General features: G+C 62.0%; 20 protein-coding genes and 2 pseudogenes. 14 read left to right on the top strand and 8 right to left on the bottom strand.

Annotation, left to right across the window (positions count from 1 at the left end; all coding sequences use genetic code 11):
- Positions 1-21: 21 nt before the first annotated feature.
- The 6 genes from edd to E2K80_RS07725 all read right to left on the bottom strand — a co-directional run bounded on the left by edd (position 22) and on the right by E2K80_RS07725 (position 8,376).
- Entirely contained in the window at positions 22-1,827 is a 1,806-nt protein-coding gene (gene edd, locus E2K80_RS07700; protein WP_135374268.1) for a phosphogluconate dehydratase, read from the bottom strand.
- A gap of 107 nt (positions 1,828-1,934) precedes the next feature.
- On the bottom strand, positions 1,935-3,065 hold the full coding sequence (locus tag E2K80_RS07705; RefSeq protein WP_135374270.1) for an ABC transporter ATP-binding protein: 1,131 nt from the start codon (positions 3,063-3,065) through the stop codon (positions 1,935-1,937).
- A 35-nt stretch (positions 3,066-3,100) separates the two neighbouring features.
- Positions 3,101-4,765, bottom strand: coding sequence for an alpha-glucosidase family protein (locus tag E2K80_RS07710; RefSeq protein ID WP_210405444.1), 1,665 nt, complete (start codon positions 4,763-4,765; stop codon positions 3,101-3,103).
- 18 nt (positions 4,766-4,783) lie between these two features.
- Positions 4,784-5,941, bottom strand: coding sequence for a carbohydrate ABC transporter permease (locus E2K80_RS07715; protein ID WP_135374272.1), 1,158 nt, complete (start codon positions 5,939-5,941; stop codon positions 4,784-4,786).
- Between the two features lie 14 nt (positions 5,942-5,955).
- Positions 5,956-6,933 (bottom strand): carbohydrate ABC transporter permease, encoded by a 978-nt coding sequence (locus E2K80_RS07720; RefSeq protein WP_135374274.1) that lies wholly within the window; start codon positions 6,931-6,933, stop codon positions 5,956-5,958.
- Between the two features lie 99 nt (positions 6,934-7,032).
- Positions 7,033-8,376, bottom strand: coding sequence for an ABC transporter substrate-binding protein (locus tag E2K80_RS07725; RefSeq protein ID WP_135374276.1), 1,344 nt, complete (start codon positions 8,374-8,376; stop codon positions 7,033-7,035).
- A gap of 261 nt (positions 8,377-8,637) precedes the next feature.
- Here E2K80_RS07725 and E2K80_RS07730 point away from each other — a divergent pair.
- The 3 genes and pseudogenes from E2K80_RS07730 to E2K80_RS07740 form a co-directional block, all read left to right on the top strand.
- Positions 8,638-9,630 (top strand): annotated as a pseudogene (locus E2K80_RS07730) (substrate-binding domain-containing protein); the annotation flags it as partial.
- 51 nt (positions 9,631-9,681) lie between these two features.
- Positions 9,682-10,992 (top strand): GH1 family beta-glucosidase, encoded by a 1,311-nt coding sequence (locus tag E2K80_RS07735; protein ID WP_135376515.1) that lies wholly within the window; start codon positions 9,682-9,684, stop codon positions 10,990-10,992.
- Positions 10,993-11,018: 26 nt separating this feature from the next.
- Positions 11,019-11,963 carry a glucokinase gene (locus tag E2K80_RS07740; RefSeq protein ID WP_135374278.1) on the top strand — a complete coding sequence of 315 codons (945 nt, stop codon included), beginning with the start codon at positions 11,019-11,021 and terminating at the stop codon, positions 11,961-11,963.
- Positions 11,964-12,247: 284 nt separating this feature from the next.
- Here the strand turns inward: E2K80_RS07740 and E2K80_RS07745 are convergent, their stop codons facing one another.
- Complete coding sequence (locus E2K80_RS07745; RefSeq protein ID WP_210405469.1) at positions 12,248-12,715, bottom strand: Lrp/AsnC family transcriptional regulator; 468 nt, start codon at positions 12,713-12,715, stop codon at positions 12,248-12,250.
- Between the two features lie 122 nt (positions 12,716-12,837).
- Here E2K80_RS07745 and putA point away from each other — a divergent pair.
- Positions 12,838-16,307: pseudogene (gene putA / locus E2K80_RS07750) on the top strand (bifunctional proline dehydrogenase/L-glutamate gamma-semialdehyde dehydrogenase PutA).
- Positions 16,308-16,355: 48 nt separating this feature from the next.
- A complete protein-coding gene (locus E2K80_RS07755) occupies positions 16,356-17,258 on the top strand; it encodes an alpha/beta hydrolase family protein (RefSeq protein ID WP_135374282.1) in 903 nt (300 codons plus the stop codon).
- 57 nt (positions 17,259-17,315) lie between these two features.
- Here E2K80_RS07755 and E2K80_RS07760 read toward each other — a convergent pair whose 3' ends face one another.
- Positions 17,316-18,032: a GntR family transcriptional regulator gene (locus E2K80_RS07760; RefSeq protein ID WP_135374284.1), complete on the bottom strand. Its 717-nt coding sequence runs from the start codon at positions 18,030-18,032 to the stop codon at positions 17,316-17,318.
- Positions 18,033-18,141: 109 nt separating this feature from the next.
- Here E2K80_RS07760 and E2K80_RS19520 point away from each other — a divergent pair, with 109 nt between their 5' ends.
- From E2K80_RS19520 to uxuA, 9 genes are all read left to right on the top strand, one after another.
- A complete protein-coding gene (locus E2K80_RS19520; protein WP_238475684.1) occupies positions 18,142-18,408 on the top strand; it encodes a Gfo/Idh/MocA family oxidoreductase in 267 nt (88 codons plus the stop codon).
- Positions 18,405-19,193: a Gfo/Idh/MocA family protein gene (locus E2K80_RS07765; RefSeq protein WP_238475685.1), complete on the top strand. Its 789-nt coding sequence runs from the start codon at positions 18,405-18,407 to the stop codon at positions 19,191-19,193. The genes E2K80_RS19520 and E2K80_RS07765 overlap by 4 nt, the downstream gene beginning before the upstream one ends.
- Positions 19,193-20,200 carry a Gfo/Idh/MocA family protein gene (locus E2K80_RS07770; RefSeq protein ID WP_135374286.1) on the top strand — a complete coding sequence of 336 codons (1,008 nt, stop codon included), beginning with the start codon at positions 19,193-19,195 and terminating at the stop codon, positions 20,198-20,200. Before E2K80_RS07765 ends, E2K80_RS07770 begins: the two co-directional genes overlap by 1 nt.
- Positions 20,197-21,267: a Gfo/Idh/MocA family protein gene (locus E2K80_RS07775; protein ID WP_135374288.1), complete on the top strand. Its 1,071-nt coding sequence runs from the start codon at positions 20,197-20,199 to the stop codon at positions 21,265-21,267. The genes E2K80_RS07770 and E2K80_RS07775 overlap by 4 nt, the downstream gene beginning before the upstream one ends.
- Before the next feature lie 52 nt (positions 21,268-21,319).
- On the top strand, positions 21,320-22,588 hold the full coding sequence (locus tag E2K80_RS07780) for an ABC transporter substrate-binding protein (protein WP_135374290.1): 1,269 nt from the start codon (positions 21,320-21,322) through the stop codon (positions 22,586-22,588).
- A gap of 81 nt (positions 22,589-22,669) precedes the next feature.
- Entirely contained in the window at positions 22,670-23,638 is a 969-nt protein-coding gene (locus tag E2K80_RS07785) for a carbohydrate ABC transporter permease (RefSeq protein ID WP_135374292.1), read from the top strand.
- Complete coding sequence (locus E2K80_RS07790) at positions 23,625-24,683, top strand: carbohydrate ABC transporter permease (RefSeq protein ID WP_238475686.1); 1,059 nt, start codon at positions 23,625-23,627, stop codon at positions 24,681-24,683. Before E2K80_RS07785 ends, E2K80_RS07790 begins: the two co-directional genes overlap by 14 nt.
- Positions 24,683-25,765 carry an ABC transporter ATP-binding protein gene (locus E2K80_RS07795; protein WP_135374294.1) on the top strand — a complete coding sequence of 361 codons (1,083 nt, stop codon included), beginning with the start codon at positions 24,683-24,685 and terminating at the stop codon, positions 25,763-25,765. The genes E2K80_RS07790 and E2K80_RS07795 overlap by 1 nt, the downstream gene beginning before the upstream one ends.
- Positions 25,762-26,958 (top strand): mannonate dehydratase, encoded by a 1,197-nt coding sequence (uxuA, locus tag E2K80_RS07800; protein WP_135374296.1) that lies wholly within the window; start codon positions 25,762-25,764, stop codon positions 26,956-26,958. Before E2K80_RS07795 ends, uxuA begins: the two co-directional genes overlap by 4 nt.
- The last annotated feature ends 21 nt before the right edge of the window (positions 26,959-26,979 follow it).

The following is a 26,979-nucleotide window of genomic DNA, read 5'->3' on the forward strand; positions in this document are numbered from 1 at the left end:
ATGAAGCAGAGAAGCCGGGAGTTAAACCACGACGCCGGCCCCATCCGTGGCGGAGCCGGCGGATTGGCGGAAAATCTCGAACATCTCGCGGCCGATACCGTGGCTGTTTGAGCTGAGATCAGGTTGCGCGGCGGGGCGGGTCTCAACCCCTTCGGTCAGCACATCAAGGCTGCCTTTGACGGCATCGACGCGCAGCAGATCGCCATCCTGCAATTTGCCGATCAGGCCGCCATCCAGCGCCTCGGGCGCCACATGGATCGCCGAGGGCACCTTGCCCGATGCGCCCGACATCCGCCCATCGGTGACCAGCGCAACCTTATACCCGCGATCCTGAAGCACCGCGAGGATCGGGGTCAGCCCGTGCAGTTCCGGCATGCCGTTGGCTTTGGGTCCCTGGAACCGGACCACCACGATCACATCGCGGTTCAGTTCATTGGCGCGAAAGGCGGTTTTGACGTCCTGCTGGGTCTGAAAGACGGCCACCGGGGCCTCGACCACATGGCGTTCGGGGGCAACGGCAGAGGCTTTCATGATGCCGCGCCCCAGATTGCCGCTGAGTTCCACCAGCCCGCCTGTGGCCTGGAACGGGTCATTGGCGGGGCGCAGGATCTTGCTGTTCAGGCTTTCGCCGGCGCCATCATCATAGACCAGCGCCCCGTCTTTCAGTTTCGGCTCCTGCGTGTAGTGTTTCAGGCCGGTGCCCGCGACGGTTTCCGTATCGGGGTGCAACAGCCCCGCTTCCAGCAAGTCGCCGATCATATAGCCCAGCCCGCCCGCGGCGTGGAAATGGTTCACATCGGCCAGCCCGTTGGGATAGACCCGTGCCATCAGCGGGGTGATCGCCGAGATATCAGAGAAATCCGTGCAATCGAGGATAACCCCTGCGGCGCGGGCCATGGCCACCAGATGGATCACCAGATTGGTCGAGCCGCCCGTGGCCATCAACCCGACAATACCATTCACAAACGCCTTTTCATCGAGAATGTCGCAAACCGGCGTATAGGCATTGCCAAGGGCGGTGATCGAAATGGCGCGTTCGGCGGCGGCCACGGTCAGCGCATCCCGCAAGGGCGTACCGGGGTTGACGAAACTGGCGCCGGGCAGATGCAGACCCATGAATTCCATCAGCATCTGGTTGGAATTTGCCGTGCCATAGAAAGTGCAGGTGCCCGGGCCGTGATAGCTGTCCATCTCGGCCTTCATCAGCAGGTCGCGGCCAATCTCACCGGCAGCGAATTGTTGCCGAACCTTGGATTTCTCGTCATTGGGCAGGCCCGAGACCATGGGACCGGCGGGAATGAACAGGCCCGGCAGGTAGCCGAAAGTGGCCGCCGCGATGACCAGACCGGGCACGATCTTGTCACAGACCCCCAGATAGACCGCCGCATCAAATGTGTTGTGGCTGAGCGCGACACCGGTGGCCAGCGCGATCACGTCGCGGGAAAACAGGCTCAGCTCCATCCCCACCTGGCCCTGGGTCACCCCGTCACACATGGCCGGCACGCCACCGGCAACCTGCGCTGTGGCGCCTGCGGCGCGGGCGGCCTGTTTGATCTGTTGCGGATAGGTTTCAAAAGGCTGATGGGCGCTCAACATATCATTATAGGCGGTCACAATGCCCAGATTGGGCACCCGCGCTGCGACCAGCGCCTCTTTGTCACCGGCCATGGCTGCATAGGCATGGGCCTGATTGCCGCAGGTCAGATGGGCCCGGCGCGGCCCCTCCTCTGCGGCGCGGCGCATACGATCAAGATAGGTCTGCCGCGTCTTGCGGGAGCGGGTTTTGATACGGGCGGTGATCTGGGCAATGCGATCATCGAGCGGCATTAGCATTCTCCTGGCGGCGGCTGCGGGCTGCATATCATGTTAGCGCTAACAGTTCCAGAGGGCTTTTGCCCGCGCCCGAGGAGAATATGGTCGGGTAAAGACGATCCTTAATGCGGCGCCACGCCCGGCACCATCACCTTCTGGTCGAGATAGCGCAGCGAGACACCGTTTTTGAACACATGCACTTTCGACGGTTCCGCGGTCAGTCTCACATCGGTGCCGCGCATATTGGAATGGATGCCCGGCAGTTTGCCGATCACCGGGTCATGCTGCGGCTGCGCCTTCTTGAAATACAGCAGCGTCACCTCGCCAAGCGCTTCGGTGATATCCACCGTGCCGTGATAGGCGAAATCCTCACCCTCGGTGGCGATCATATCCTCGGGCCGGATGCCGATATTGACGGAGGCTCCCATATCTTCAGGGCGCGACGGATAGTCAGAGGTGATGGTGCCCCCGCCCTGGTGCAGTTTCAGGGTGGTCACCTCACCGGTGCCGGTGATTTCGCCGCCCAGAAGGTTCATCGCGGGTGAGCCGATGAACTGGGCCACAAATTCGCTGTTCGGGGTCTCGTAAAGCTCCAGAGGTGTGCCGACCTGGGCAATGCCGCCACCTGCCAGAACCACGATCCGCGAGGCCAGGGTCATCGCCTCCACCTGGTCATGGGTCACGTAGATCATCGTCGAATCGGGCATCTGTTCTTTCAGTTGCGCAATCTCCAGCCGGGTGGCGACGCGCAGGGCCGCATCAAGGTTCGAGAGCGGTTCATCAAACAGATAGACCTTGGGGTCGCGCACGATGGACCGCCCGATTGCCACTCTCTGTCGCTGCCCGCCGGACAGGGCCTTGGGCAGCCGGCCCAGATATTGGGTCAGTTGCAGCTTTTCCGCCGCGGCGCTGACCGACTGGTCAATCTCTGCCTTGGTCTTACCCGCGATTTTCAGGGCAAAGGCCATGTTGTCGCGCACGGTCATATGCGGGTAAAGCGCGTAGGACTGGAACACCATGGCAATGCCCCGTTCCGAGGGGGGCACATCATTGACCACCTGACCGTCGATTTCCAGGGAACCGCCGGTGATCCTCTCCAGCCCTGCCACCATGCGCAGAAGGGTGGATTTGCCGCAGCCGGAAGGGCCGACAAAGACGATCAGCTCACCGGTGTCGATCTCCAGGTTGATGTCACTCAGCACCTGCACGTCGCCATAGGCTTTGGCGACATCTGTCATCCTCAGTTCGGCCATGGTTGGTTTCTCCCTTTACTGGTCTTCGCGGGGGGTCAGGACGTGCTGTCATGAACCCCGAAATAGGCTTGATAGGGCGGCAGCGTGACCTCCCTCTCGGTATTTGCGATGGGTGTGAATGGGCTGCCCATATCCTGGCGCCACTCTCCTTCAGGCATTTTGACGGGCTGCGCCATATTGGTCAGGTTGAACGCGCAGAACAGGCGCAGGCCCTCATATTCGCGGATGAATGACACCACGCCGTCATCTGACTGGACCATGGCGAAATCGCCCTTGGCCAAAGCCGGGTAAGAGGCCCGGAACCGGATCATCTGGGTATAGAAGGCCAGCGTGCTGTCCTCTGCCCCGCCCTGATTGGCGACCGAACGGTTGAGATGTTCGACCGCCATGGGCAGCCAGGGTTTGGCATCGGAAAACCCGCCATTCTGGTTGTCGCTGATCCAGGGCATGGGCGTGCGGCACCCGTCGCGGCCCTTGAATTTGGGCCAGAATCGGATGCCGTAAGGGTCCTGCAGGTCCTCATAGGAGACATACGCCTCGGTCAGGCCCAGTTCTTCCCCCTGATACAGGCAGACCGAACCGCGCAGACATAACAGCATCGCGGCATAGAGACGCCGGGCCTCCTCGCCCAGGTTCCAGCGCGACGGATGGCGCACCACATCATGGTTGGAAAAGGCCCAACAGGCCCAGCCATCCCCAATCGCCGTCTCATAATCCGTGATCACCTGACCGACACGCTCCGGGGTGGGCACGATGCCTGACAGGAACTCGAAACTGTAGCACATATGCACCTTGTCGCCGCCCGACGTGTATTCGGCCTGAAGCTCAAGACCATACTGGCCATCGCCCACCTCACCCACGGCGGTGGCGGCGGGATATTCCTCCATCAGGCGGCGCAGGCGGCGCAGGAAATCGAGATTTTCGGGCTGGTTCTTGTCATGCAGGTGATCCTGCCAGTTATAGGGGTTCACCTCGGGGGCGATGGTGGCATTGCGGTTTTCGGGCGCCAGCGCCGGGTTGTCGCGCAATTGCGTGTCGTGGAAATAGAAATTGATCGTATCCAGGCGGAACCCGTCCACCCCGCGATCCAGCCAGAACCGCGCCACATCCAGCAATTCCTGCTGCACATCCGGGGCGTGCAGGTTCAGATCGGGCTGCTCTTTCAGGAAGTTGTGCAGGTAATACTGCATCCTTTCCCCATCCCATTCCCAGGCCGAGCCGCCAAAGATCGACAGCCAGTTATTCGGCGGGCTGCCATCGGGTTTGGCATCGGCCCAGACATACCAGTCGGCCTTGGGGTTGTCGCGGGAGGACCGGGATTGCTGGAACCAGGCATGTTGATCCGAGGTGTGGCTGAGCACCAGGTCAATCAGAACTTTCAGCCCCAGATCATGGGCCCGCCCGATCAGCGCATCGAAATCCCCAAGCGAGCCGAACATCGGGTCCACATCGCGGTAATCGCTGACATCATAGCCGAAATCCAGCATCGGCGAGCGGAAGAACGGGCTGATCCAGATCGCATCGACCCCAAGCTCTGCAATATGCTGCAGGCGGTGGATGATACCGGCCAGATCGCCGATACCGTCATGGTTGCTGTCCTGATAGCTGCGCGGATAGATCTGATAGATCACCGCCCCACGCCACCAATCCTTGTCATGCGCCATCACGGTTTCGGGCGCGAGATCCTGCATCAGGTTCATAGGGGTCGTCTTACCTTGTTATTTTACGGAACCGGCCAGAAGGCCACGTACCAGATAACGCTGCATTGAGAAGAACACCAAGAGGGGAACTGCAATTGAAACAAATGCGGCGGCCGCCAGTATCCCCCAGTCGCCGCCGCGTGAGCCCAGAAGATCATCGGCAATGCGCACTGTCATCACCCAGCTTTCATCGGAGGATGGCAGGAACACCTTGGCCACCAGCAGGTCATTCCAGGTCCACAGGAACTGAAAGATCGCAAAACTGGCCAGCGCCGGAAAGCTGAGCGGCAGGATGATCTTGATGAAAATCTGGAAATCGGTCGCGCCATCCACCTTGGCGCTTTCGATGATGTCGCGCGGCAGGCCAACCATGTAATTGCGCAACAGATAGATCGCGAGCGGCAGGCCAAACCCGGTATGGGCCAGCCAGATGCCCACAAAGCTTTGCCCGATGCCGATCTGCTGATGCAGGCTGAGCAATGGCACAAGCGCCAGTTGCAGGGGCACCACCAGAAGCCCCACCACCGCCGCGATCAAAAGACCCCTGCCGGGGAAATCCATCCAGGCCAGCGCATAGGCGGCAAAGGCCGCGATCAGGATCGGGATGATGGTGGCCGGGATTGTCACGGTCAGGGTGTTGATGAAGGCCTGCATCATCCCATCGCCGGTCAGCACCGTGTCATAATTGCCGGTGGTGAATTCCGGCGGGGTTTCGGCCACCACATAAATCCGGGGCGGGCGCTCGCCCGGGTCTTCATTGGTGGTGAAGACATAGGAGCCATCGGCATTGACCACCAGGGTGCCGCCATCGCGGTTTTCAACCTCTTCGCCAGCGGCAATCGCACCCGGGTCGCGCCCGGTCAGCCCGAAGGAGGAAACCGGCGGCCTGTCCGCGCTGTCGGGAAAGCTTGACGAAAGTTCCGAGGCGTCAAAGACATTGCCCTCGATGATCCAGAGCCCGGCCTGCTGCCGCACCTCCCCCTCGGCGCGCAGGCGATAGGCCTGTTCGACCGGCAACGGGGCCTGCCACCAGGCCGATACCGAGATCTGGTCCCGATCCCGGAAAGAGGAGACCAGAAGCCCGATGGTCGGGATCAGCCATAAAACCACCAGAAACACGACCGAGATATTCACCGCCCAGGTCAGCGACGATTTGGTACCGGCGATACTGTCCATTTTCCGTCCCCTTCTCAGCGCATTTCTTTGCGGGCTTGCATGATGTTCCAGATCATCACCGGCAAAACCACCAGCATGATCACAAAGGCCACGGCGGTCGCCCGCCCGTCATCGCGGAACATGAAGCTCATCATGTAACTGGGCAGAATTTGCGTGCCGAAATTGCCGCCTGTCATCGTGTAGACAATGTCGAACACTTTCAGCACCAGAATGGTGATCGTGGTCCAGACCACCACGATGGTGCCCATGATCTGCGGCACCTTGATCTTGAAGAACACCTGAAACGGGTTTGCCCCGTCGATGATCGCCGCCTCAACCGTTTCCTCGGGGATGCCGCGCAGGGCGGCGCTGAGGATCACCATGGCAAACCCGGTCTGAATCCAGATCAGGATCACCATCAGGAAGAAATTATTCCAGAACGGCAGTTGCAGCGGATCCAGGCTGCCCATCCCCATCGTGGCACGAATGGCATTGATGATCCCGATATCCGGGTCATTGGCATAGACGAATTTCCAGATCAGCGAGGCGCCCACGAAAGAGATCGCCATCGGCATGAAGATCAGCGATTTGGCGATATTGCCCCACCGCAGCCGGTCGGTCAACTGTGCCACAAGCAGGCCCAGAAAGGTGGCCATCGCGGGCACAATCAGAACCCAGAGGAAATTGTTGAAAAACGCGATGCGGAATGCCTCATCCGCGATCAGGCTCCGGTAATTGCCCAGACCGATAAAATCACTGCCCGCACGATTGTAGAGCGAGCGGATGAAACTGCCCACCACCGGGTAGACCAGATAAAGGCCAAGCGCGAAAATCGCCGGAAACAGAAACAGCCAGGGCCGCACCGCATTGGCCCGGTTGATATTGCGCCCGGCATCATTGCCACGGGCCGGAAAGATCGCTTTGTCGAGGATCAGATTGGCAAGATAGAAATAGCCGATACACCCGCCGACACCGACCACGATGGTGATCGCCCCCTGCAGCATTGGTGACATAAGATCCTCCCTTTCAGCCCGGTTTACGGCCTGTTCCTGATGGCCCCGGCCCGGATGCCTGATGGCCCGGACCGGGGGGTCATGTGGTGTCGGACGCGGTTACTGAATCGAGTCCCACCGTTCCTGGATCATGGTGGCCACATCCATGGCATCGGTGCCGGTGACATAATCCACCATGCCGGACCAGAACACGCCCTGCCCGATCTCGCCCGGCATCAGGTCGGATGCGTCAAAGCGGAAGGTCGTGGCATTCAGCAGGATGTCATTCATCTGCCGGGCCGCATCGGTGCCGAAAAGATCGGTATTGACGCTGTTATGCGGGGTCAGGAACCCGGTCTGCGCCATCCAGACCTCATGGGCGATGGGTGTTTTCACAAACTCGATCCAGGCATGGGCCGCAGGTGAATCATCGGTGATGGCCATCAGCGTACCGGCGCCCAGAACCGGGTTGCCCAGATCTGCCCCGGCATAGGCCGGGAAGTAGAAGAAATCACTATCCGCGCCTTCGGGGAAGAAGGTCGGGATGAACGAAGCCTGATGATGCATGTAGCATTCCGGCGGGAAGTCGAAGAGACCCGCAGGGCTGTCGCGAAAATCGGTGGAGGCCACCGCCGCCACGCCGCCGCTGACATAATCCGCGTTCCGGGCGAAATTGCCGAATTCCTCGATCGCCGCGACGATCCGGTCATCATTGAACGGGATCTCGTTGCTGACCCAGGCGTCATAGATCTCGGGCGGTTGGGTGCGCAGCATCATGTCTTCCACCCAATCGGTGGCGGGCCAGCCGGTGGCCGCGCCGGACCCCAGACCGATGCACCAGGGCGTGCCGCCATCGTCCACGATCTGATCGGTCAGGGCGCGCAGATCCTCCATGCTTTCGGGAATGTCATACCCCGCCTCATCAAAGGCCTCCGGCGAATACCAGACCAGCGATTTCACATCGACCTTGTAGAAAAAGCCGTAAAGCGCGTCCGCCCCGTCTTCCCCCGCATAGGTGCCCAGATCGACCCAGGACTGCCCGGCGGCATAATTGTCGCGCACCCAGTCGGCGGTGCCATCGGCCAGCGGGGTCAGGAACCCGCGCGCGGCCATATCAGCCGCCAGCCCCGGTTGCGGGAAGACCGCCACATTCGGGGCGGAATTCGCCTGCGCCGCGATCACGATATCCTGTTCAAAACTGTCAGACCCGGAATATTGCACCGTGGCGCCCGTGGCCTCGCTGAAATAGGCGGCCACGCTTTCCACAAGCTCCGCATCCAGCCCCGTCCACGGGCCGGTCATCGTCAGCGTCTGGCCAGACAGGTCATAGGCATCGGCAAAGGCGCTATAGCTGTCCCAGTCGAAATCGCCCTCGCCAATGGGAAAGACCATATGGCCATCCGCATGGGCCATGCCCGCACTCAGCGCAAGAAGCGCCACACCGGTATAAAGTGAATGTTTCATTTGTTACCTCCCAGATAATGCGCCGCTGTTGCGGTCGCGTGGCGTTTTTGATCGTCCAAAACATCCCTCAAAGCGCTTTGGTATTGTTTCACCCTCAATCAAGCAGTCCTTCAAGTCAATCCGCCTTGTGACATATCCCTGAAAAATAATGGGTTATTTCGCAGGTGCAGAAAAAACAGACGGTTTTGAATCTTTGACAAAGCGTCTTCCGCATGGCTAGGTTATCTTCTCTTTCCGAAGCGCTTTGGGGCAAAATTGGCAATGAATCTCAAACAATTGGCCGAGTCTCTGGACCTGTCTCAAACCACGGTCAGCCGGGCTTTGAACGGGTACCCGGAAGTGCGCGAAGAGACCCGCAGCCGGGTGCTGGCGGCGGCCGAGGCGGCAAATTATCAACCGAATTCACGCGCCCGCCGCCTGGCCACAGGCCGTGCCATGACCATCGGGCATGTCATCACCCTGACCGGCAAGACCGAGATGGTGAACCCGATTTTCGCCGATTTTCTGGCCGGCGCGGGGGAGATTTATGCCCGTGACGGCTATGACCTGCTGCTGTCGATCGTCAGTGATGGAGAGGCAGAGCGCGCCTATCGGCAGATGGCCACCAATGGTTCGGTCGATGGGGTGATCGTGCAGTCGCCACAGACGGATGATCCGCGGATCGCCCTTTTGCGCGAGATCGGCATGCCGTTTCTGGTCCATGGCCGCGCGCAGGACCCCGAAGGCTATAGCTGGCTGGATGTGGCCAATATTTCGGCCTTTCGCAAGGCCACGCAGTTCCTTCTGGATCTGGGGCACAAACGCATCGCGCTGATCAACGGGCAGGAAAATCTCGATTTCGCCGCGCGGCGCCGCACCGGCTTTGCCGAGGCGATGTGGAACCGGGGTCTGGCGCCCAATCCGGGCTGGATGCGCGCCGATGTGATGACCGAAGGCTATGGCTATCTGGCGGCATCTGAAATGCTGGACCAGGCAGATCGCCCGACCGCGTTTCTGGTCTCCTCGGTCATTCCCGCGATTGGTGTGCGCCGGGCGGTTGTGGAACGCGGGCTGGTCCTGGGCCGCGATATCTCGCTGATCACCCATGACGATGTGCTGTCTTACATGACCAATGATACGGATGGGCCCGCCTTCACCGCCACCCGGTCCTCTATCCGTGCGGCGGGGCAACGCTGCGCCGAGATCCTGATCGACCTGATCCGCGACCCCGATCAACCCTTTGTGCAGGAATTATGGGAGCCGGAACTGACCGTTGGCCGGTCCACCGGCCCGCCCCGTCTTCGTGATTTATCAAAGGTATCCACGATGAACTTCACCCGTGCCGATTTCCCCGAAGGCTTTGTTTTCGGCACTGCCACCTCCGCCTATCAGATTGAAGGGCACAGGTTTGGCGGTGCAGGCAAAACCCATTGGGACAGTTTTGCCGCCACGCCGGGCAATGTGGTGCGCGCCGAGAACGGGGCCGTGGCCTGCGACCATTACCACAGGATGGAGGAGGATCTGGACCTGCTGGCCGATCTGGGCGCGGATGCCTATCGGTTTTCCACCTCATGGGCGCGGGTGCTGCCCGAAGGGCGCGGGCCGGTGAACGAGGCGGGTCTTGATTTCTATGACCGGCTGGTGGACGGGTTGCTGGCGCGCGGCATCAAACCCGCCGCCACCCTCTATCACTGGGAACTGCCAAGCCCGCTGGCCGATCTGGGCGGCTGGCGCAACCGCGACATTGCCGGCTGGTTTGCCGATTTCACCGCCACCATCATGGACCGGATCGGCGACAGGCTTTGGTCTGTCGCGCCGATCAACGAACCCTGGTGCGTGGGCTGGCTCAGCCATTTTGACGGGTATCACGCGCCGGGCCTGCGCGATATCAGGGCCACCGCGCGGGCCATGCATCACGTGCTGCTGGCCCATGGCCGGGCCACACAGGTGATGCGCGGGCTTGGCATGCAGAACCTGGGCGCGGTCTGCAATATGGAATGGAGCCAGCCCGCCGATGACAGCCCCGAAACACATGCGGCGGCCACCGCCTATGATGCGCTCTATAACCGGTTTTTCCTGGGCGGTCTGTTCCACCGCGCCTATCCCGCCGAGGTTCTGGCCGGGCTTGAACCGCATTTGCCCGAAAGCTGGCAGGAGGATTTCGGCATCATCGCGGAACCGCTGGATTGGCTGGGCGTGAATTACTACACCCGCAAGCTGATCACCCATGCCCCCGGCCCCTGGCCGAATTACCGCGAGGTGGACGGCCCGCTTGAGAAAACCCAGATGGGCTGGGAAATCTACCCCGACGGGTTGCGCGACTTCCTGATCCGCACCGCCCGGGATTATACCGGCAACCTGCCGCTTTACGTGACCGAAAACGGCATGGCCCATGCGGACAGCCCGGATCTCCCCGATACGGCGCGGATCGACTATCTGACCCGCCATCTGAACGCCGCCCGCGCCGCGATTGCCGAAGGCGTGCCCCTGAAAGGCTATTTCACCTGGTCGCTGATGGATAATTATGAATGGACCCTGGGCTATGAAAAACGCTTTGGTCTGGTCCATGTGGATTTCGACAGCTTGCAGCGCACACCAAAAGCGTCTTATCAGGCGCTCTCCAAGTGGTGGCGCTGACCCCGAAAGCTTAAAGGACCCTGCCCATGTCCCCTGCCCTGTCGCTTGTGGCCGATATCGGCGGCACCAATACCCGCGTGGCCCTGGCCCATGGCAAGGCCGTGGATGGCAGCAGCGTGCGCCGCTATGCCAATCGCGAGGCCAGCGGACTGGATGAGGTGCTGCACCGCTATCTCAGTGATACCGACACTGATCGCGGGCAGATCACCGGGGCCTGCGTGGCCGCCGCCGGGCCGGTCCATGACGGGGTGGCAGAACTGACCAACCTGCCCTGGCGGATCGACCGGAACATGCTGACCGAAATTCTGAGCGCCGATAAGGTTGCGGTGCTGAATGATCTGCAGGCCCAGGGCCATGCCATCGGTCATCTGGCCCCCGATATGATCACCCAGATCCTGCCCCAGCCAAAGGTCAGCCCCCGGGCCGCCAAGCTGGTGGTGGGGGTCGGCACCGGCTTTAACGCCGCCCCGATCTATGACACCGCACAGGGCCGGTTTGTGCCGCCTTCCGAATGCGGCCATATGAGCCTGCCGCCCTGCGGCCCTGACAGTGCCGTTCTGACCGCGCGCCTGCGCGACACCCATGGGTTTGCAGCGGTGGAAGAGGCGTTGTCAGGCCGCGGGATCGAGGCGATCCATACCTATCTGCATGATGAAAACCGCCCCGCTGCCGAGATCATGGCCGCGCTGGAAGCGGGCAATTCACAGGCCGAGGGCACGGCGCGCCTGTTTGTGCGTGTGCTGGGCACGGTGATCGGCGATCTGGCCCTGATCCATCTGCCCTTTGGCGGCATCCATCTGGTTGGCGGCGTCAACCGGGCCTTCGCCCCCTATCTGCACCGGTTCGGATTTGCCGCAGCGATGCATGATAAAGGCAGGTTCGGGCCGTTCCTGGAGCAGTTTGGCGTGGCCGTGGTGTCAGATGACTACGCCGCGCTGACCGGCTGCGCCTCGCATCTGGTGCATCTTTAGAACGCGCTTCTATAGTTTCGTCCTAAAATTCTGAATTATATATGCCTTGTGCAGAGGGCAGCGCCCGAACCGAGGGGTGGGCGAGAAGCGCCCGCCCCGTGGGGGCGGTACGGGCGCTGCCCGGCGGTGCCGCCGGGCGGAAGGGTGATGCGGGGTGGTACAGAATTTCAGGCCGGAGCTATACTACACCCGCCCTTACCCTCAGCCATGACGTATCGCCAATACCCCGAAAGTGCCGCAGGCGTGGCAGGGTAATGGCGATACAGGTTCAAGGATGGGCACGTCTAGAACGCGCTGTCCTTCACCGCCTCCATCGACACATGGGTGGAGCTTGAGGCCACATGGGGCAGTGCTGAAATCACCTCTCCCAGCACCCGGCGATAGCTGCGCATATCGCGGGTGCGCACCTTCAGCAGATAATCGAACGCCCCGGCGATCATATGGCATTGCTCGATCTCGGGCACTTTATGGACGGCTGCGTTGAAGGCGCCAAGCGCGGCCTCGGTGGTTTCGGCCAGCCGCAGCTCGACAAAGGCCACATGATCGCGGTTCAGCTTGGCCGGGTTCAGCACCGCGCGGAACCCCAGAATATAGCCCTGCGCCTGAAGCCGTTTGACCCGCACCTGACAGGGGCTTTTCGACAGGCCCACCTTGCGCGCCAGATCGGTGATCGGAATGCGGCCTTCGGTTGAGAGAAGCTGGAGGATTTTCATGTCAAATCCATCCAGTGGACTGGTATCGGGCTGATCCATCATCTTTTGTCCTGTCTATGCGTCTCAATTCAGGACAAACGCCTGTCATATGGCAAAGTCAAGGCACACCGCCCTGCATGGCTGCGCTAATCTGGGGCCAGTTGAGCATGAGGAAGCCGCCGATGACGTCGCTTGCAGCATTGCGTGAGCATATCCGCACCCTGACCCACACGCCCGAAACCGAGGTGCTGGCCAACCTGATCGCCGAGGCCGCACCCGACGCAGCCACCCGGGCCGCGGCCTCGGCCCGGGGTGCGGCGCTGGTCCAAAGCCTGCGCGACGGGGATGACCCGGGATTGATGGAGGTGTTTCTGGCGGAATACGGGTTATCGACCCGGGAAGGCATTGCCCTGATGTGTCTGGCCGAGGCGCTGTTGCGGGTGCCCGATGCAGACACCATGGACGCCCTGATCGAAGACAAGATCGCACCATCGGAATGGGGCGCGCATCTGGGAAAATCCTCATCCTCGCTGGTCAATGCCTCCACCTGGGCGCTGATGCTGACCGGCAAGGTGTTGCAGGACGGGGATGGCATGGCCAGCGTGTTGCGCGGGGCCATGCGGCGTTTGGGGGAACCGGTGATCCGCCTGGCCGTGGGCCGCGCCATGCGTGAGATGGGGCAGCAATTCGTGCTGGGCCAGACCATGGAGGAGGCCCTGAAACGCGGCGCGAAAATGCAGATGAAAGGCTATAGCTATTCCTTTGATATGCTTGGAGAAGCGGCGCTGACGCAGGCGGATGCCGATCAGTTCTGCGCCGCCTATCAGGCCGCCATCGCCCGGCTGGCGACAGAGGCCCGTTCAGACCATGTTCATGACAATCCCGGTATCTCGATCAAACTCTCGGCGCTTCACCCGCGCTATGAGACCGGGCAACGTGACCGGGTGATGCATGAGCTGGTGGCGCGCATAACCGCGCTGGCCCGGCAGGCCCGTGCGGCCCATATCGGTCTGAATATCGACGCGGAAGAGGCTGACCGGCTGGATCTGTCACTGGATGTGATCGAAGCCGTGCTGCGGGACGACGCGCTGGCGGGCTGGGACGGGTTCGGCATTGTGGTGCAGGCCTATGGCAAACGTGCGGCCGCAGTGATCGACTGGGTCCATGCGCTGGCCCGGGGGCTGGACCGCAAAATCATGCTGCGGCTGGTCAAGGGCGCCTATTGGGACAGTGAGATCAAACGCGCCCAGGTCGAAGGGCTGGAAAGCTTTCCGGTTTTCACCCGCAAACCTGCCACTGATGCCGCCTATCTGTGCTGCGCGCGCAAGCTTCTGGGTATGAGTGACCGGATCTACCCGCAATTCGCCACCCATAACGCCCATACGGTCGCCGCGATCATCGAGATGAGCGGTGATGCGCAAGGCTTTGAATTTCAAAGGCTTCACGGAATGGGTGAGGCCCTGCATCAGCAGGTGATGGATGGTTGCGGCACCCGCTGCCGGATTTACGCGCCGGTTGGGGCGCATCGGGATTTGCTGGCCTATCTGGTCCGGCGTCTGCTGGAAAACGGGGCCAATTCCTCTTTCGTGCATCAGATTCTGGATCAGGCCGTCCCGGCAGAGGATGTGGCCGCCGACCCGTTCACCCGGCTTGAAGGTCTGGGGGAGAATGCGGCGGCTGTGGCGCCCGCCGATCTTTACCAGCCGGAGCGGGTGAATTCCAAAGGCCGGGATCTGCGCGATACGGTCGATCTGGCGGCCATCGAGGCTGCACGCACTCCGTTCCGCACCCATCTGTGGCAGGCCGCGCCGCTGATCGCGACCGATCTGCCGGGCGGAACCGGCCACAAGGTGCAAAACCCCGCAGACCCGTCAGAGCCTGTGGGCAAGGTGCAGGAGGCCACGGCGGCGGATCTGGAAGCGGCCCTGACCGCCGCCCGCCCCTGGTCCGCGCCGGTGGAGGAGCGTCAGGCGGCGCTGACCCGCGCCGCCGATCTGTATGAACACCATTTCGGGGAGCTTTTTGCCCTGCTTGCCCGTGAGGCCGGCAAAACCCAGGCCGATGCGGTGGCCGAACTGCGCGAAGCGGTTGATTTCCTGCGCTATTATGCAGCGCAGGTCAGCGGCCTGACCGCCCCCGCCCGGGGTGTTTTCGCCTGTATCTCCCCCTGGAATTTCCCGCTGGCGATCTTTACCGGGCAGATCGCGGCAGCCCTGGCCGCAGGCAATGGGGTGATCGCAAAACCGGCGGAGGCAACCAGCCTGATCGCCGCCCTTGCCACCGGGCTGCTGCATCAGGCCGGGGTGCCGCGCGCGGTGCTGCAATTGCTTCCCGGTGCCGGGTCGGTGATCGGCGCGGGCCTGTCGGCGGATCCGCGCATAGCGGGGCTGTGTTTCACCGGTTCAACCGCCACGGCGCAGCATATCAACCGGGCGATGGCGGCGGCCCTGCCCCCAACGGCGCCGCTGATTGCGGAAACCGGCGGGTTGAACGCAATGATCGTTGATTCCACCGCCCTGCCGGAACAGGCGATCCGCGATATCCTCACCTCCGCCTTTCAATCCGCCGGACAACGCTGCTCAGCGCTCAGAATGCTGTATGTGCAGGAGGATATCGCCGACCCTTTCCTCAACATGCTCTATGGCGCGATGGAGGAACTGGTGACGGGCAAGCCATGGGCGCTGAAAACCGATATCGGTCCGGTGATTTCCGAACAGGCCCGCAGTGATATTCAGGCCCATATCGCGCAAGCGGCGGCAGAAGGCCGGGTGCTGAAAACCCTCCCGGTCCCGGATCAGGGTTATTTCGTGCCGCCCACGGTGATCGACCTGCCGGGGGGGATTGCGGCGCTGGAGCGGGAAATCTTTGGTCCGGTCCTGCATGTGGCGCGGTTTGCCGCCAATCAGATCGACGCGGTGGTCGATGCGGTGAATGCCCGTGGCTATGGGTTGACCTTCGGCATGCACAGCCGGATTGACGACCGGGTGCAGGCGGTCTGCGCCCGGCTGAAGACCGGCAACACTTATGTGAACCGCAACCAGATCGGGGCGATTGTCGGCTCCCAACCCTTTGGAGGTGAAGGGCTTTCCGGCACCGGGCCAAAGGCGGGCGGGCCGCAATACCTGCCACGTTTCACGCAGGCCAAAACGCGGGAGGAGCCGGTGCAGGCCGGACAGGTGCTTGACCTGATCCCTCTGCAAACCGCAATTGATGCCCTTCCGCCCCCCGAACCACCGCGCTTTCGGTGGAGGATTTGCCCGGCCCGACAGGCGAATCGAACCGGTTGTCAACCTATGCGCGCGGTCGGGTTCTTTGCCTTGGCCCCACCGCACAGGCCGCCGCCACACAGGCGAAACTCGCCCGCGATCTTGGCTGTGCGGCGCTGGCGGTGGCCCCGGGGGTGGAGGACGGGCTGGACGGGATTGTCCTGCCGGAACATCTTGGCACCCTCACCGGTTTTGACGCGGTGATGATCTGGGCCGTCCCGGACATCACCCGACCGCTGCGCCATGCGCTTGCCGCCCGGAATGGCCCGCTGATCCCCCTGATCACCGAGGCAGACCCGGCCCCGCGCCTGGTGCTGGAACGACATATCTGCATCGACACAACCGCTGCGGGCGGCAATGCCAGCCTGCTGGCCCGGTCCGGGTAACACCCCGCAAGCCTTGCCAAGGCGCGCCCTTTGCGCCTTAGCTGCCCCATGGCCCGAGTTGACCGGAACAGTTTGAACGCGCTTCTCGGCCATCAGATCGGCACGGTCGAGATTGTCGAGGCGCGGCGCACGGCCCGGTCTGATCTGGCGGGCTGGCATCTGGATGATCTGCATCTGATCTCGGCCGATGGCACCGATATTCCGGCCTATTTCCTGCATCCGCCCGCAGGCGCCGCCCCTTGTCGCGCGGTGCTGTATTGCCACGCCCATGGCAACGCCTATACCACCGGCCGCGATGAGCTGGTGCAGGGCCGCCCGGCCTTTCAATCGCCTTATGCCGCCGATCTTGTGGCCCTGAATACCGCCGCGCTGTGTCTGGAAATGCCCTGTTTCGGGCAACGCGCCGATCCGCCGGAAAGCCCGCTGGCCAAGGCCGGGCTTTGGGCCGGGCGTCCCCTGTTCGGGCGTATGCTGGCGGAACTGTCTGCCGGGCTGCACTGGCTGGCCGCACAGCCGGGGATTGATGGCAACCGGCTTGGCACGATGGGTCTGTCCATGGGCGGTACCCATGCCTGGTGGCTGGCCGCGCTGGAGCCGCGGATCCGCGCCGTGATCCATATGTGTTGTTTCGCTGATCTGGAAACACTTGTGGGGTTGGGCGCCCATGACGGGCACGGGATGTACATGATGGTACCGGGGCTGCTGCCGCTGGCGCGATCCGGGCAGATTGCCGGGCTGACCGCCCCGCGCGCGCAGCTGGTCTGCGCAGGCTTGCAGGATTGGAGCACACCGGACCCCGCCCTGCGGCTTGGGCTGAAGGATCTGACAGAGGCTTATGAGGTGGCGGGCGCCCCGGATGCCCTGCAAACCCATATGGAAGAGGATTTGGGCCATGCGGAAAGCGCCGCGATGCGCCAGAATGTTCTGGCCTTTCTCGACCGGCATTTGTGACCCGGCAGGCTTATGGACTGTCGCGCAGATCATCCCATCAGAGGCGGGATGCGCGGCTTACTCAAAATAATCCCCATGGGTGGTCTGCAACCCCGCAATGACATCAAGGACCGAGCGAAGATGCATCCGGGTTGCGGCCTCGGCCATCGCCATATCTCCTGCGCGGACCGCGTTGAGAATATCGCGATGTTCCGACAAAAGCCGGGCCTTGTGACCCCGGTCGCTCAGCGACAGAACCCGCAACCGGTCAAGCGCGGTTTTTTCCTGCTCCAGCAGCAGCGCCGTTCTGGAATACCCCGTCGCCTCGGCCAGAAGGGCGTGGAACTGATCATCATATCCCTGAAACGCAATATCATTATCATCTGCAATTGCAGTGGCTTGCCGGGTCAGGTTGAGTTTGATTTTCTGAAGGTATTCGGCTTCAAGCCCGATCTGGCACAGCCGCCGGATCACCGCCATCTCGATCGCTTCGCGCAGAAATTGCGCCTCACGCAATCTGGGTTCTGACAGGCGGGTGACGAAATTGCCCCGGCTTGGGCGGGTCACGATCAGACCGGTCGCGCGCAGGCGGGTGAACGCATCGCGCACCGGTGTCCGGCTGGCTCCGAAACGCAGCCCAAGCTCGGTTTCCGACAGCAAGGTTCCCGGCGGGATATACATACACAGAATTGCACTGCGCACCTGATCATAGATCTGATCGGCGGGCGGTTCTGTCGGCGCGATCGCATCAAACTGGATCAACGACAGATCAAAAGGGGTGGTCTGGGCCGGCATCGGGAAAGCAGTCTCCTGATGGCCTGCATACCGGTATACAGGTTTATTGACAACGGATTTTGGACATGCAGAGATGCCAATGGGATACCGAGGGGGGAGATTGCGATTTATGGCGTCAGCACTGCTGAACCTTGCCTTGATTGGCACCGGAATGGTCGCAACGACCCATCTTCTGGCCATTCGCGACGCCCGCCCTGTCCTGAGACTGGCCGGTATCTGTAGCCGACAACGCAAGAATGCCGAGGATTTCGCCGACAGGGCAGAGGCGGAGCTGGGATATCGCCCGGAAATATATGAAACCGCTGAGGCGATTGCCGCCGATGACCGTATCGACATGGCGCTGATCGTCACCCCCCGAATGCGCGGGCCGGGTTGATCACCCCGCTGGCCCGCGCGGGCAAGGCCATTCTGCTGGAAAAGCCCATTGCCCGCACCGGTGCCGAGGCCGAAACGGTGGTGGAGATTTGCGAAACTGCCGGGGTGCCCCTTGGGATCGTGTTTCAACACCGGATGCGCGCCGCCTCGATCAAGGCGGCCAACCTGACCGCCTCGGGCCAGCTTGGCGCGCTTGGTCTGGCGGATATCACCGTGCCCTGGTGGCGGGACCAATCCTATTACGACGCGCCGGGCCGTGGCACCTATGCCCGCGATGGCGGCGGTGTTCTGATCTCGCAGGCGATCCATACCATTGACCTCGCGCTCAGCCTGACCGGGCCGGTGGCCTCGGTGCAGGCGATGACCGCCACAACACGGTTCCACCGGATGGAGGCGGAGGATTTCGCCAGTGCCGGGTTGCGGTTTGAAAACGGCGCGGTGGGCACGCTGACCGCCTCAACCGCCAGCTTTCCCGGCGGGGCGGAAACCATCACACTTCATTTCGACAAGGCCAGCCTGCATCTGGGCGAAGGCGTGCTGACCCTGACCTGGCGCGATGGCCGGGTTGAGACATTCGGCGCCGTGGCGGGCACCGGCGGCGGTGCCGACCCGATGGCCTTCACCCATGACTGGCATCAGGGCATTCTGGAAGATTTCACCGCCGCCCTGCGTGACCGGCGCGCGCCTTGTGTCACCGGGCGGCAGGGGCTGGACAGTCATCGGCTGATCGACGCCATCACCCTGTCTGCACATGAGGGTCGCACCGTAACCCTAAAGGATATATGATGAGTCTACGTTTCGCGGCACTTGGTATTGATCACCGCCACATCTTTGGGATGGCGGGCAATATGATGGATGCCGGGGGTGAATTTACCGGCTGGTGGACCGAAGGCAGCCCCGACACGCAAGACGGGTTTGTCAAACGTTTCCCCGATATCCCCCATGTGGCGGATAAGGCGGGTCTGCTGGAAGATCCGTCGATTGACCTGATCCTGATCTCGTCTGTCCCGCGCGACCGGGCGGCGCTGGCCATCGCCGCAATGGAGGCGGGCAAGGATGTGATGGTGGACAAACCGGGCTGCACCACCCTGGAACAACTGGAAGAGATAAAGGCCTGCGTGGCCAGAACCGGGCGCATCTGGTCGATTGATTTCTCGGAACGGTTCGAGGTGCCCTGCGTCACCAAGGCCACGCAACTGGTGGCCGAGGGGGCGATTGGCAAAGTGGTGCAGACCATGGGCACCGGGCCGCATCGGCTGAACCGGCCCCTGCGCCCGGACTGGTTTTTCGAACGGGAGGCCTATGGCGGCATTCTCACCGATATTGCCAGCCACCAGATCGACCAGTTCCTGTTTTTCACCGGCTCCACCGATGCCGAGATCACCATGGCCTCGGTCGGGAATTATGCCAATCCCGGCGACCCCGGCTTGCAGGATTTCGGTGAAATCGCGCTCCGCTCCCCGCAGGGGCATGGTTATATCCGCGTGGACTGGTACACGCCCGATGCCCTGCCCAACTGGGGCGATGGCCGTCTGACCATTCTGGGCACCGAAGGCTATATCGAGCTGCGCAAATATGTGGATGTGGGCGGGCGCGACGGCACCGACCATCTGGTGCTGGTCAATGGGGATCGCTGCGAAAACATCGACGCCTCGGATGCGGGGATACCCTATTTCGCGCGGCTGGCTGCGGATATCCGCGACCGGACCGAAACCGCCATGCCCCAGGCCCATGCGTTCAAGGTGATGGAACTGGGCCTGAAGGCGCAGGCGCTGGCCGAGGCGCGCGGATGATCCGGGTTGCGATCATCGGGGCCGGGATCGGCGCGGAACATCTGGCTGGGTATCGCGCCCTGCCCGATCTGTTTCAGGTCGATATGCTCTGCGATCTGAACGAGGCGCGGGCAAGGGACGTGGCCGGGGACACCCTGGCGGTGACCGCTGATCTTGACGCGGTGCTGTCCAGTGCAGAGATCGACCTGATTGATGTCTGCCTGCCGCCGCATCTGCATTTCGAGGTGTCCGCCGCTGCCCTGAACGCAGGCAAACATGTGGTCTGCGAAAAGCCCATGGTCCGGTCCCTGGCCGAGGCGGATGCACTTGCAAGGATCGCGGCAGAAGCCGGGCGTGTGGTCTGCCCGGTGTTTCAGTACCGCTATGGCCCGGCCACGGCGCAGCTGGATGCGCTGATTGCGGCGGGGCTGGCCGGGGCGCCGCAGGTGGCCAGTGTGGAAACCCACTGGAACCGCGATGCGGCCTATTACACGGTGCCCTGGCGGGGCACATGGGCTGGTGAATCCGGTGGGGCGGTTCTGGGCCATGCGATCCATAATCACGATCTTCTCGGGCGCTATTTCGGCCCGGTGACGGGGTTGAGCGCCAAGGTCGCAACCCGGGTAAATAACATTGAAACAGAGGATTGCGCCGCGATCCTGATGCAGTTTGATACTGGCGCGCTTGCCACCAGTTCGGTGACGCTTGGCGCGGCAACCGACACCTCAAGGCTGCGTCTGGTGTTTGAAACCCTCACCGCGACCAGCGGCACCGCGCCCTACGCCCCGGCCGAGGATATCTGGGTGTTCGAGGCCCGCGACCCGGTCCCTCAGGCCCGGATTGATGCGGTTCTGGCGGATGTGCCGCCGGTCAAATCCGGCTTTGCAGGTTTTTTCGAGGCGCTGGCCGCCGCGATTGACGGCCAGCCCGGGCGGGAGGTGACGCTGGAAGATGGCCGCCGGTCCATCGAACTGGTCACCGCGATCTATGACGCCGCGCGTTCGGGCAAAAGGATTTCTTTACCGCTCGACGCAAACACGGCACTCTATCAAAGCTGGCTGCCCGGGGCAGACGGCCAAAAGCAATGAGAGCAATGAAGGACATATAAATCCACGACAGTTCCAAAGGGAGGACGACATTATGAAAAAGACGATACTGACAACAACCATGCTGGCATCTGCGATGCTGGTCGGTGCCGGGGCCGTTTCGGCCCAGGAGATTCGATTCATGTGCTCGACAGATGGCAATGAATGCGACGTGATCGGCGAGATTCTGGATGGGTTCGAGGCCGAAAACCCCGGTGTCACCGTCGCCGTCGACGTGGTGCCCTATCAGGCCATTCTGGAAAACCTGCCGGTGCAGCTGGCCGCCGGAACCGGCCCGGATATCGCCAAGGTGACCGATCTGGGTGGGCTGCACGAATATTATCTGGACCTCGCCCCCTATGTCGATCGCGACTATTGGCAGGCGAGCTTTGGCGACACGCTGGACTGGTATCGCGGCGGGCCCGATGATGACGGTATCTATGGCATGCACAGCCAATTGACGATCACCGGCGCCTATATAAACCGGACGCTGTTTGATCAGGCCGGGATCGAGGTGCCGCCGCTGGAGGCAGACTGGGCCACCTGGGCCGAAGCCGCCCGCGCGGTGGCCGAAGCCACCGACACCCCCTTCCCGATGGCGATGGACCGGTCCGGTCACCGGATTGCGGGGCCCGCCATTTCCTATGGCGCGATGCTGTTCAATGCCGATGGCACGCCGCTTCTGGTCGATGAAGGCTTCACCGCCTATGTGCAGCAATTCGTGGACTGGCATGAAGACGGCACCATGGCGCGCGATGTCTGGGCCGGTCAGGGTGGGTCCACCTATCAGGATGCGGCGCAGGAATTCATCAATGGCGATCTGGTCTATTACTATTCCGGCAGCTGGCAGGTGGGCCGGTTCGACGAACAGATCGGCGATTTCTTCGACTGGCAGGTTGTCGGTTCCCCCTGTGGCACGGGCGGTTGCACCGGCATGCCGGGCGGTGCGGGCATCGTCGGGTTTGAACAGACCGAGCATCCTGAGATTGTGGCAGCCGTGATCGACTATCTGGCGCAGGAGGAGAACTATGCCCGCCTGACCGCCGAAACCCGGAACATCCCGGCCCATATTGCCGTGGCCGAGGCCGGGGTTGAGTATGTGGGGGCCTCGGACGCTGCGGCGGCCGCGCTGAACGCATGGGCGGCACAGGTGCCCACCATCTCTCCGATTGCGTTCCAGTATCAGGGCTATGTGAACAACCGCGCCATGTTCGGCATCACGGTTGAACGCGTATCCCAGGCGATTGTGGGCGAACTGACGGTTGAGCAGGCCATGGACCGCGCCGTGTCGGATCTGGCCGCCGTGATGGCCGAAACCCAGTAAACCCTGTCTGAAGAGGAAACGGCCTGGCCCCCGACTGCGGGGGCCGGGCCCACCCGGCCGATCCCTGGGAGGGGGGACCCCATGCTGAAAATCATTTCACCGATCATGCGGATCATCGAGATCCCGATGCTGTTTGCCCAACGCAGGCTTGGCATCCAGCGGCTTGCATGGTTGTTTCTTCTGCCCAATCTGCTGCTTTTCGGCCTGTTCGCCTTTCTGCCCGTCTTTCTGAACTTCGCCTATGCCCTGACCGGGGGGGATGGCATTCTGCTGGAAGACCGGCCCTATGTCGGCGGACAGAATTTCGCGACCCTGACCGATTGCGAAAACTATCTTGATCCGAACAGCTGCAACCGGGATTTCTTTTGGCGGGCGGTCCATAACACGGTCTGGTTTGTCACCCTTCAGGTGGGGTTCATGGTCGGGTTCTCCCTGCTGACCGCGCTGATCCTGAACCGGGATATCCGCGCCCGCGGCTTTTTTCGCAGCGTGTTTTTCTTTCCGGTTCTGCTGTCACCGGTTGTGGTGGCGCTGATCTGGAAATGGATCCTGCAACGCAACGGCCTGCTGAACTCCACCCTGGAAGGCATCGGGCTTGAGGGGTTTGTCTGGCTGCTGGATCGCGGATGGGCCTTTGCCTGGTCGGTCTTCCTGACGGTCTGGGCGCATATGGGGTTTTACACGCTGATCCTTCTGGCCGGCCTTCAGGCGATCCCGCGCGATGTGTATGAGGCCGCGCTGATGGATCGGGCCTCGCCCTGGCGGACCTTCCGCAAGATCACCCTGCCGCTTCTGGCGCCGACCATGCTGGTGGTGCTGGTGCTGGCCCTGATCCGCAGTGTGCAGACCTTTGACGAGGTCTTTGCCTTCACCGGTGGCGGGCCCGGCTCGGCCACCACCTTCATTATCCAGTATATCTATCAGACCGGCTTTGCCGGGGCGCCGCGCCTGTTCGGGCTGGCCTCTGCCGCATCGCTGATGCTGGCCCTGATCCTGGTGATCCTGACCGGCCTGCAACTTTGGGCCAACCGGAGGAATGTCGATGGGTAAGGTGCTGGATTTCATGACCCGCACACGCGGCGGGGCAAAGATGGATTGGACCGATTGGGTCACCTATGGCTATCTGGGTCTGGGCATTTTTCTGATGTTCTTCCCGGTGATCTGGCTGATCATGTCGTCTTTCAAGACCGAGGCCGACCTGCAACGCTACCCGCCGACTTTTCTGCCCTATCAGCAGGAAACCATGATGGTCGACGGTTATGACGACCCCCTGCCCCTGTTCCTGATGACCGGCGGCGAATATGAAGGGCAAGTGCTGGCGCAGGTCCGCCGCGTGGGTCTTCAGGCGCAGATGGTCGACCCCGCCGCCCCGCAAGAGCGTCTGCGCGTCAGCATCGAAAACCGCGAACCGGTGGATCGGGTGTCGCTGGCCTTTGAGAACTATACCGGCCTGTTCGAGCGGTTCAATTTCCTGCGCTTCCTGTGGAATTCCACCTTCATCACGGTCATTGCCACCGCGATCATGCTGCTGGTCAATTCCATGGCGGCCTTTGCCCTGTCGAAATACCAGTTTCGCGGGCGGACAACGGTGTTGCTTCTGGTCATCGGCACGCTGATGATCCCGCAAACGGTGGTTCTGGTGCCGCTGTTCCTGATCACCCGCGAGCTTGGCATGCTCAACAGCCTTTGGGGGGTGATCATTCCCGGCGCGGCCACACCCACGGGGGTGTTTCTGCTGAGACAATATATGGTGACGATCCCCGATGAGATACTGGATGCCGCACGTATGGACAAAGCCAGCGAATGGAAGATTTTCTGGCGGATCATCGTGCCGCTTTCGGCGCCCGCGATTGCGGTTCTGGCGATCCTTGCGATCATGTGGCGCTGGAATGATTTCCTCTGGCCGCTGATTGTTCTCTCGGAATCCGAGAATTTCACCCTGCAACTGGCGCTGAACGCCTTTCAGGGCGAAATGCAGACCGAATGGAGCAGTCTTCTGGCGATGACGGTTCTGACCCTGCTGCCTGTGGCCGTTGTCTTCATGTTCCTGCAAAAATACATCGCCACCGGCATCGCCTCAACAGGAGGGAAATGATGGCTTCGATCGAGTTGAAAGATTTGCGCAAATCCTATGGCGCGGCAGAGGTCATCAAAGGTGTGGACCTGTCGATTGAACATGGGGAGTTCTGCGTGTTCGTCGGCCCCTCGGGCTGCGGAAAATCCACCCTGCTCAGGATGATTTCGGGGCTGGAAAGCATCACTTCGGGCGATATCGAGATTGCCGGGGATGTGGTGAACAAAATCCCCGCCGCCGATCGCGGGCTGGCCATGGTGTTCCAGTCCTACGCGCTGTACCCGCATATGACCGTGCGCCAGAATCTCAGTTTCGGGCTGGAGAATATCCAGACCCCGAAAGCCGAGATCGACGCCAAGATCACCGATGTGGCCACCATGTTGCAGATCGACATGCTGCTGGACCGGCGGCCCAAGGACCTGTCCGGCGGTCAGCGGCAGCGGGTTGCCATTGGCCGCGCCGTGGTGCGCGAACCGAAAGTGTTCCTGTTCGATGAACCGCTGTCTAATCTGGATGCGGAATTGCGGGTGGATATGCGGGGCGAGATATCCGCGCTTCATAAACGCCTTGGCAACACGATGATCTATGTCACCCATGATCAGGTCGAGGCGATGACCATGGCCGACAAGATCGCCGTCCTGCGCCTGGGAGAGCTGGAACAGTTCGGCCGCCCGCTGGACCTGTTCAACAACCCGCGCAATCTGTTTGTGGCGGGTTTCATCGGCAGCCCGAAAATGAATTTCATGGAAGGCACGGTCCACGCTGCCGACCGCTCGCTGCTGACCCTGGATACCGGGGAAGAGGTCAACCTGCCGGTGGACGGATTTTCCCATCGCGCGGGCGAAAAGGTGACGCTTGGCGTCCGCCCCAATGATCTGCGCCCCAGTGATCGGGGGGCCATTCATACGGATGTGCGCAGTGTCGAACAGCTTGGCAGCGACAGTTATCTTTATGGCCAGTTGACCAATGGCACCCGGCTGACAGTCCATAATCCGGGCCAGACCCGGGTGGCGGCGGGGGATCGTGTGGGGCTGGCTTTCGCGCCCGAGGCGGTCCATCTCTTCGACACCGAAACCGGACTGACCCTGCGGGAGCAGGTATGAAGCAAACCTGGCGCTGGTTCGGGCCCGCTGACACGATCTCGATCCCGGATATCCGCCAGACCGGGGCCGCAGGCATCGTCTCGGCCCTGCACCACATTCCGCCGGGCGCGGTCTGGCCGGTGGATGAGATCACGCGGCGCAAGACCCAAATCGCACAGCCCGGCGGCACATCATCGGGCCTGAGCTGGGATGTGGTGGAAAGCCTGCCGGTCAGCGAGGCGATCAAGACCCGGACCGGCCCCTGGCGGGACCATATCGCGGCCTATAAGACCAGCCTGCAAAATCTGGCCGCAGCTGGCCCCAAGATCATCTGCTACAATTTCATGCCGATTCTGGACTGGACCCGCACCGATCTGCATTTTCCCCTGCCCAATGGCGGCACGGCGATGCGCTTTGACCTGACCGATTTCGCGCTCTTCGATATCCATCTGCTGTCCCGTGCGGGGGCCGGGGATGATTACCCCGCCGAAATCCGGGAACAGGCGGCGGCGCGGCTGGTCGCGATGACCAGCGAAGATAAAACCCGGTTGCTCAACACTATCGTCGCGGGCCTGCCCGGGGCCAATGACAGCTGGACATTGGAGGATATGCGCACCCAACTTGCCACCTATGCCGGGATCGATGCTGCGCGCCTGCGCCAGCATCTGGTGGATTTTCTGACCGAGGTTGCGCCGCTGGCCGAAAGCTTGGGTCTGCGGCTTTGCTGCCACCCGGATGATCCGCCCTTCCCGCTTCTGGGTCTGCCGCGGGTGATGTCAAATCTTGAGAATTACCGGATGATCATGGATGCGGTGGACACCCCCGCCAATGGCATCACGCTTTGCACCGGGTCGCTTGGGGTCCGCGCAGGTTTTGACCCGGTGCGGTTTATCAAGGCGCTTGGCTCGCGCATCCATTTTGCCCATCTGCGCAATACATGCCGCGATGGAGATGCGGCCCATGACCGGGTCAGCTTCACCGAAAGCGATCATCTGGAGGGGGATACCGATATGGTGGCCACGATCCGCGCCCTGCTGGCCGAGGAAAGCCGCCGCAAGGCAGAGGGCCGCGAGGATTTCTGCCTGCCCTTCCGCCCCGATCACGGCCATGACCTGCTGGATGATCAGACCCGCGCGTCACAACCGGGCTATCCGCTGATCGGCCGCCTGAAAGGTCTTGCGGAATTGCGCGGCGTCATGGCGGCGCTGTCCTGAGGTCGTTTGTGGTTTATATAG

The organism is Rhodophyticola sp. CCM32 (assembly GCF_004751985.1).
GTDB lineage: Bacteria > Pseudomonadota > Alphaproteobacteria > Rhodobacterales > Rhodobacteraceae > Rhodophyticola.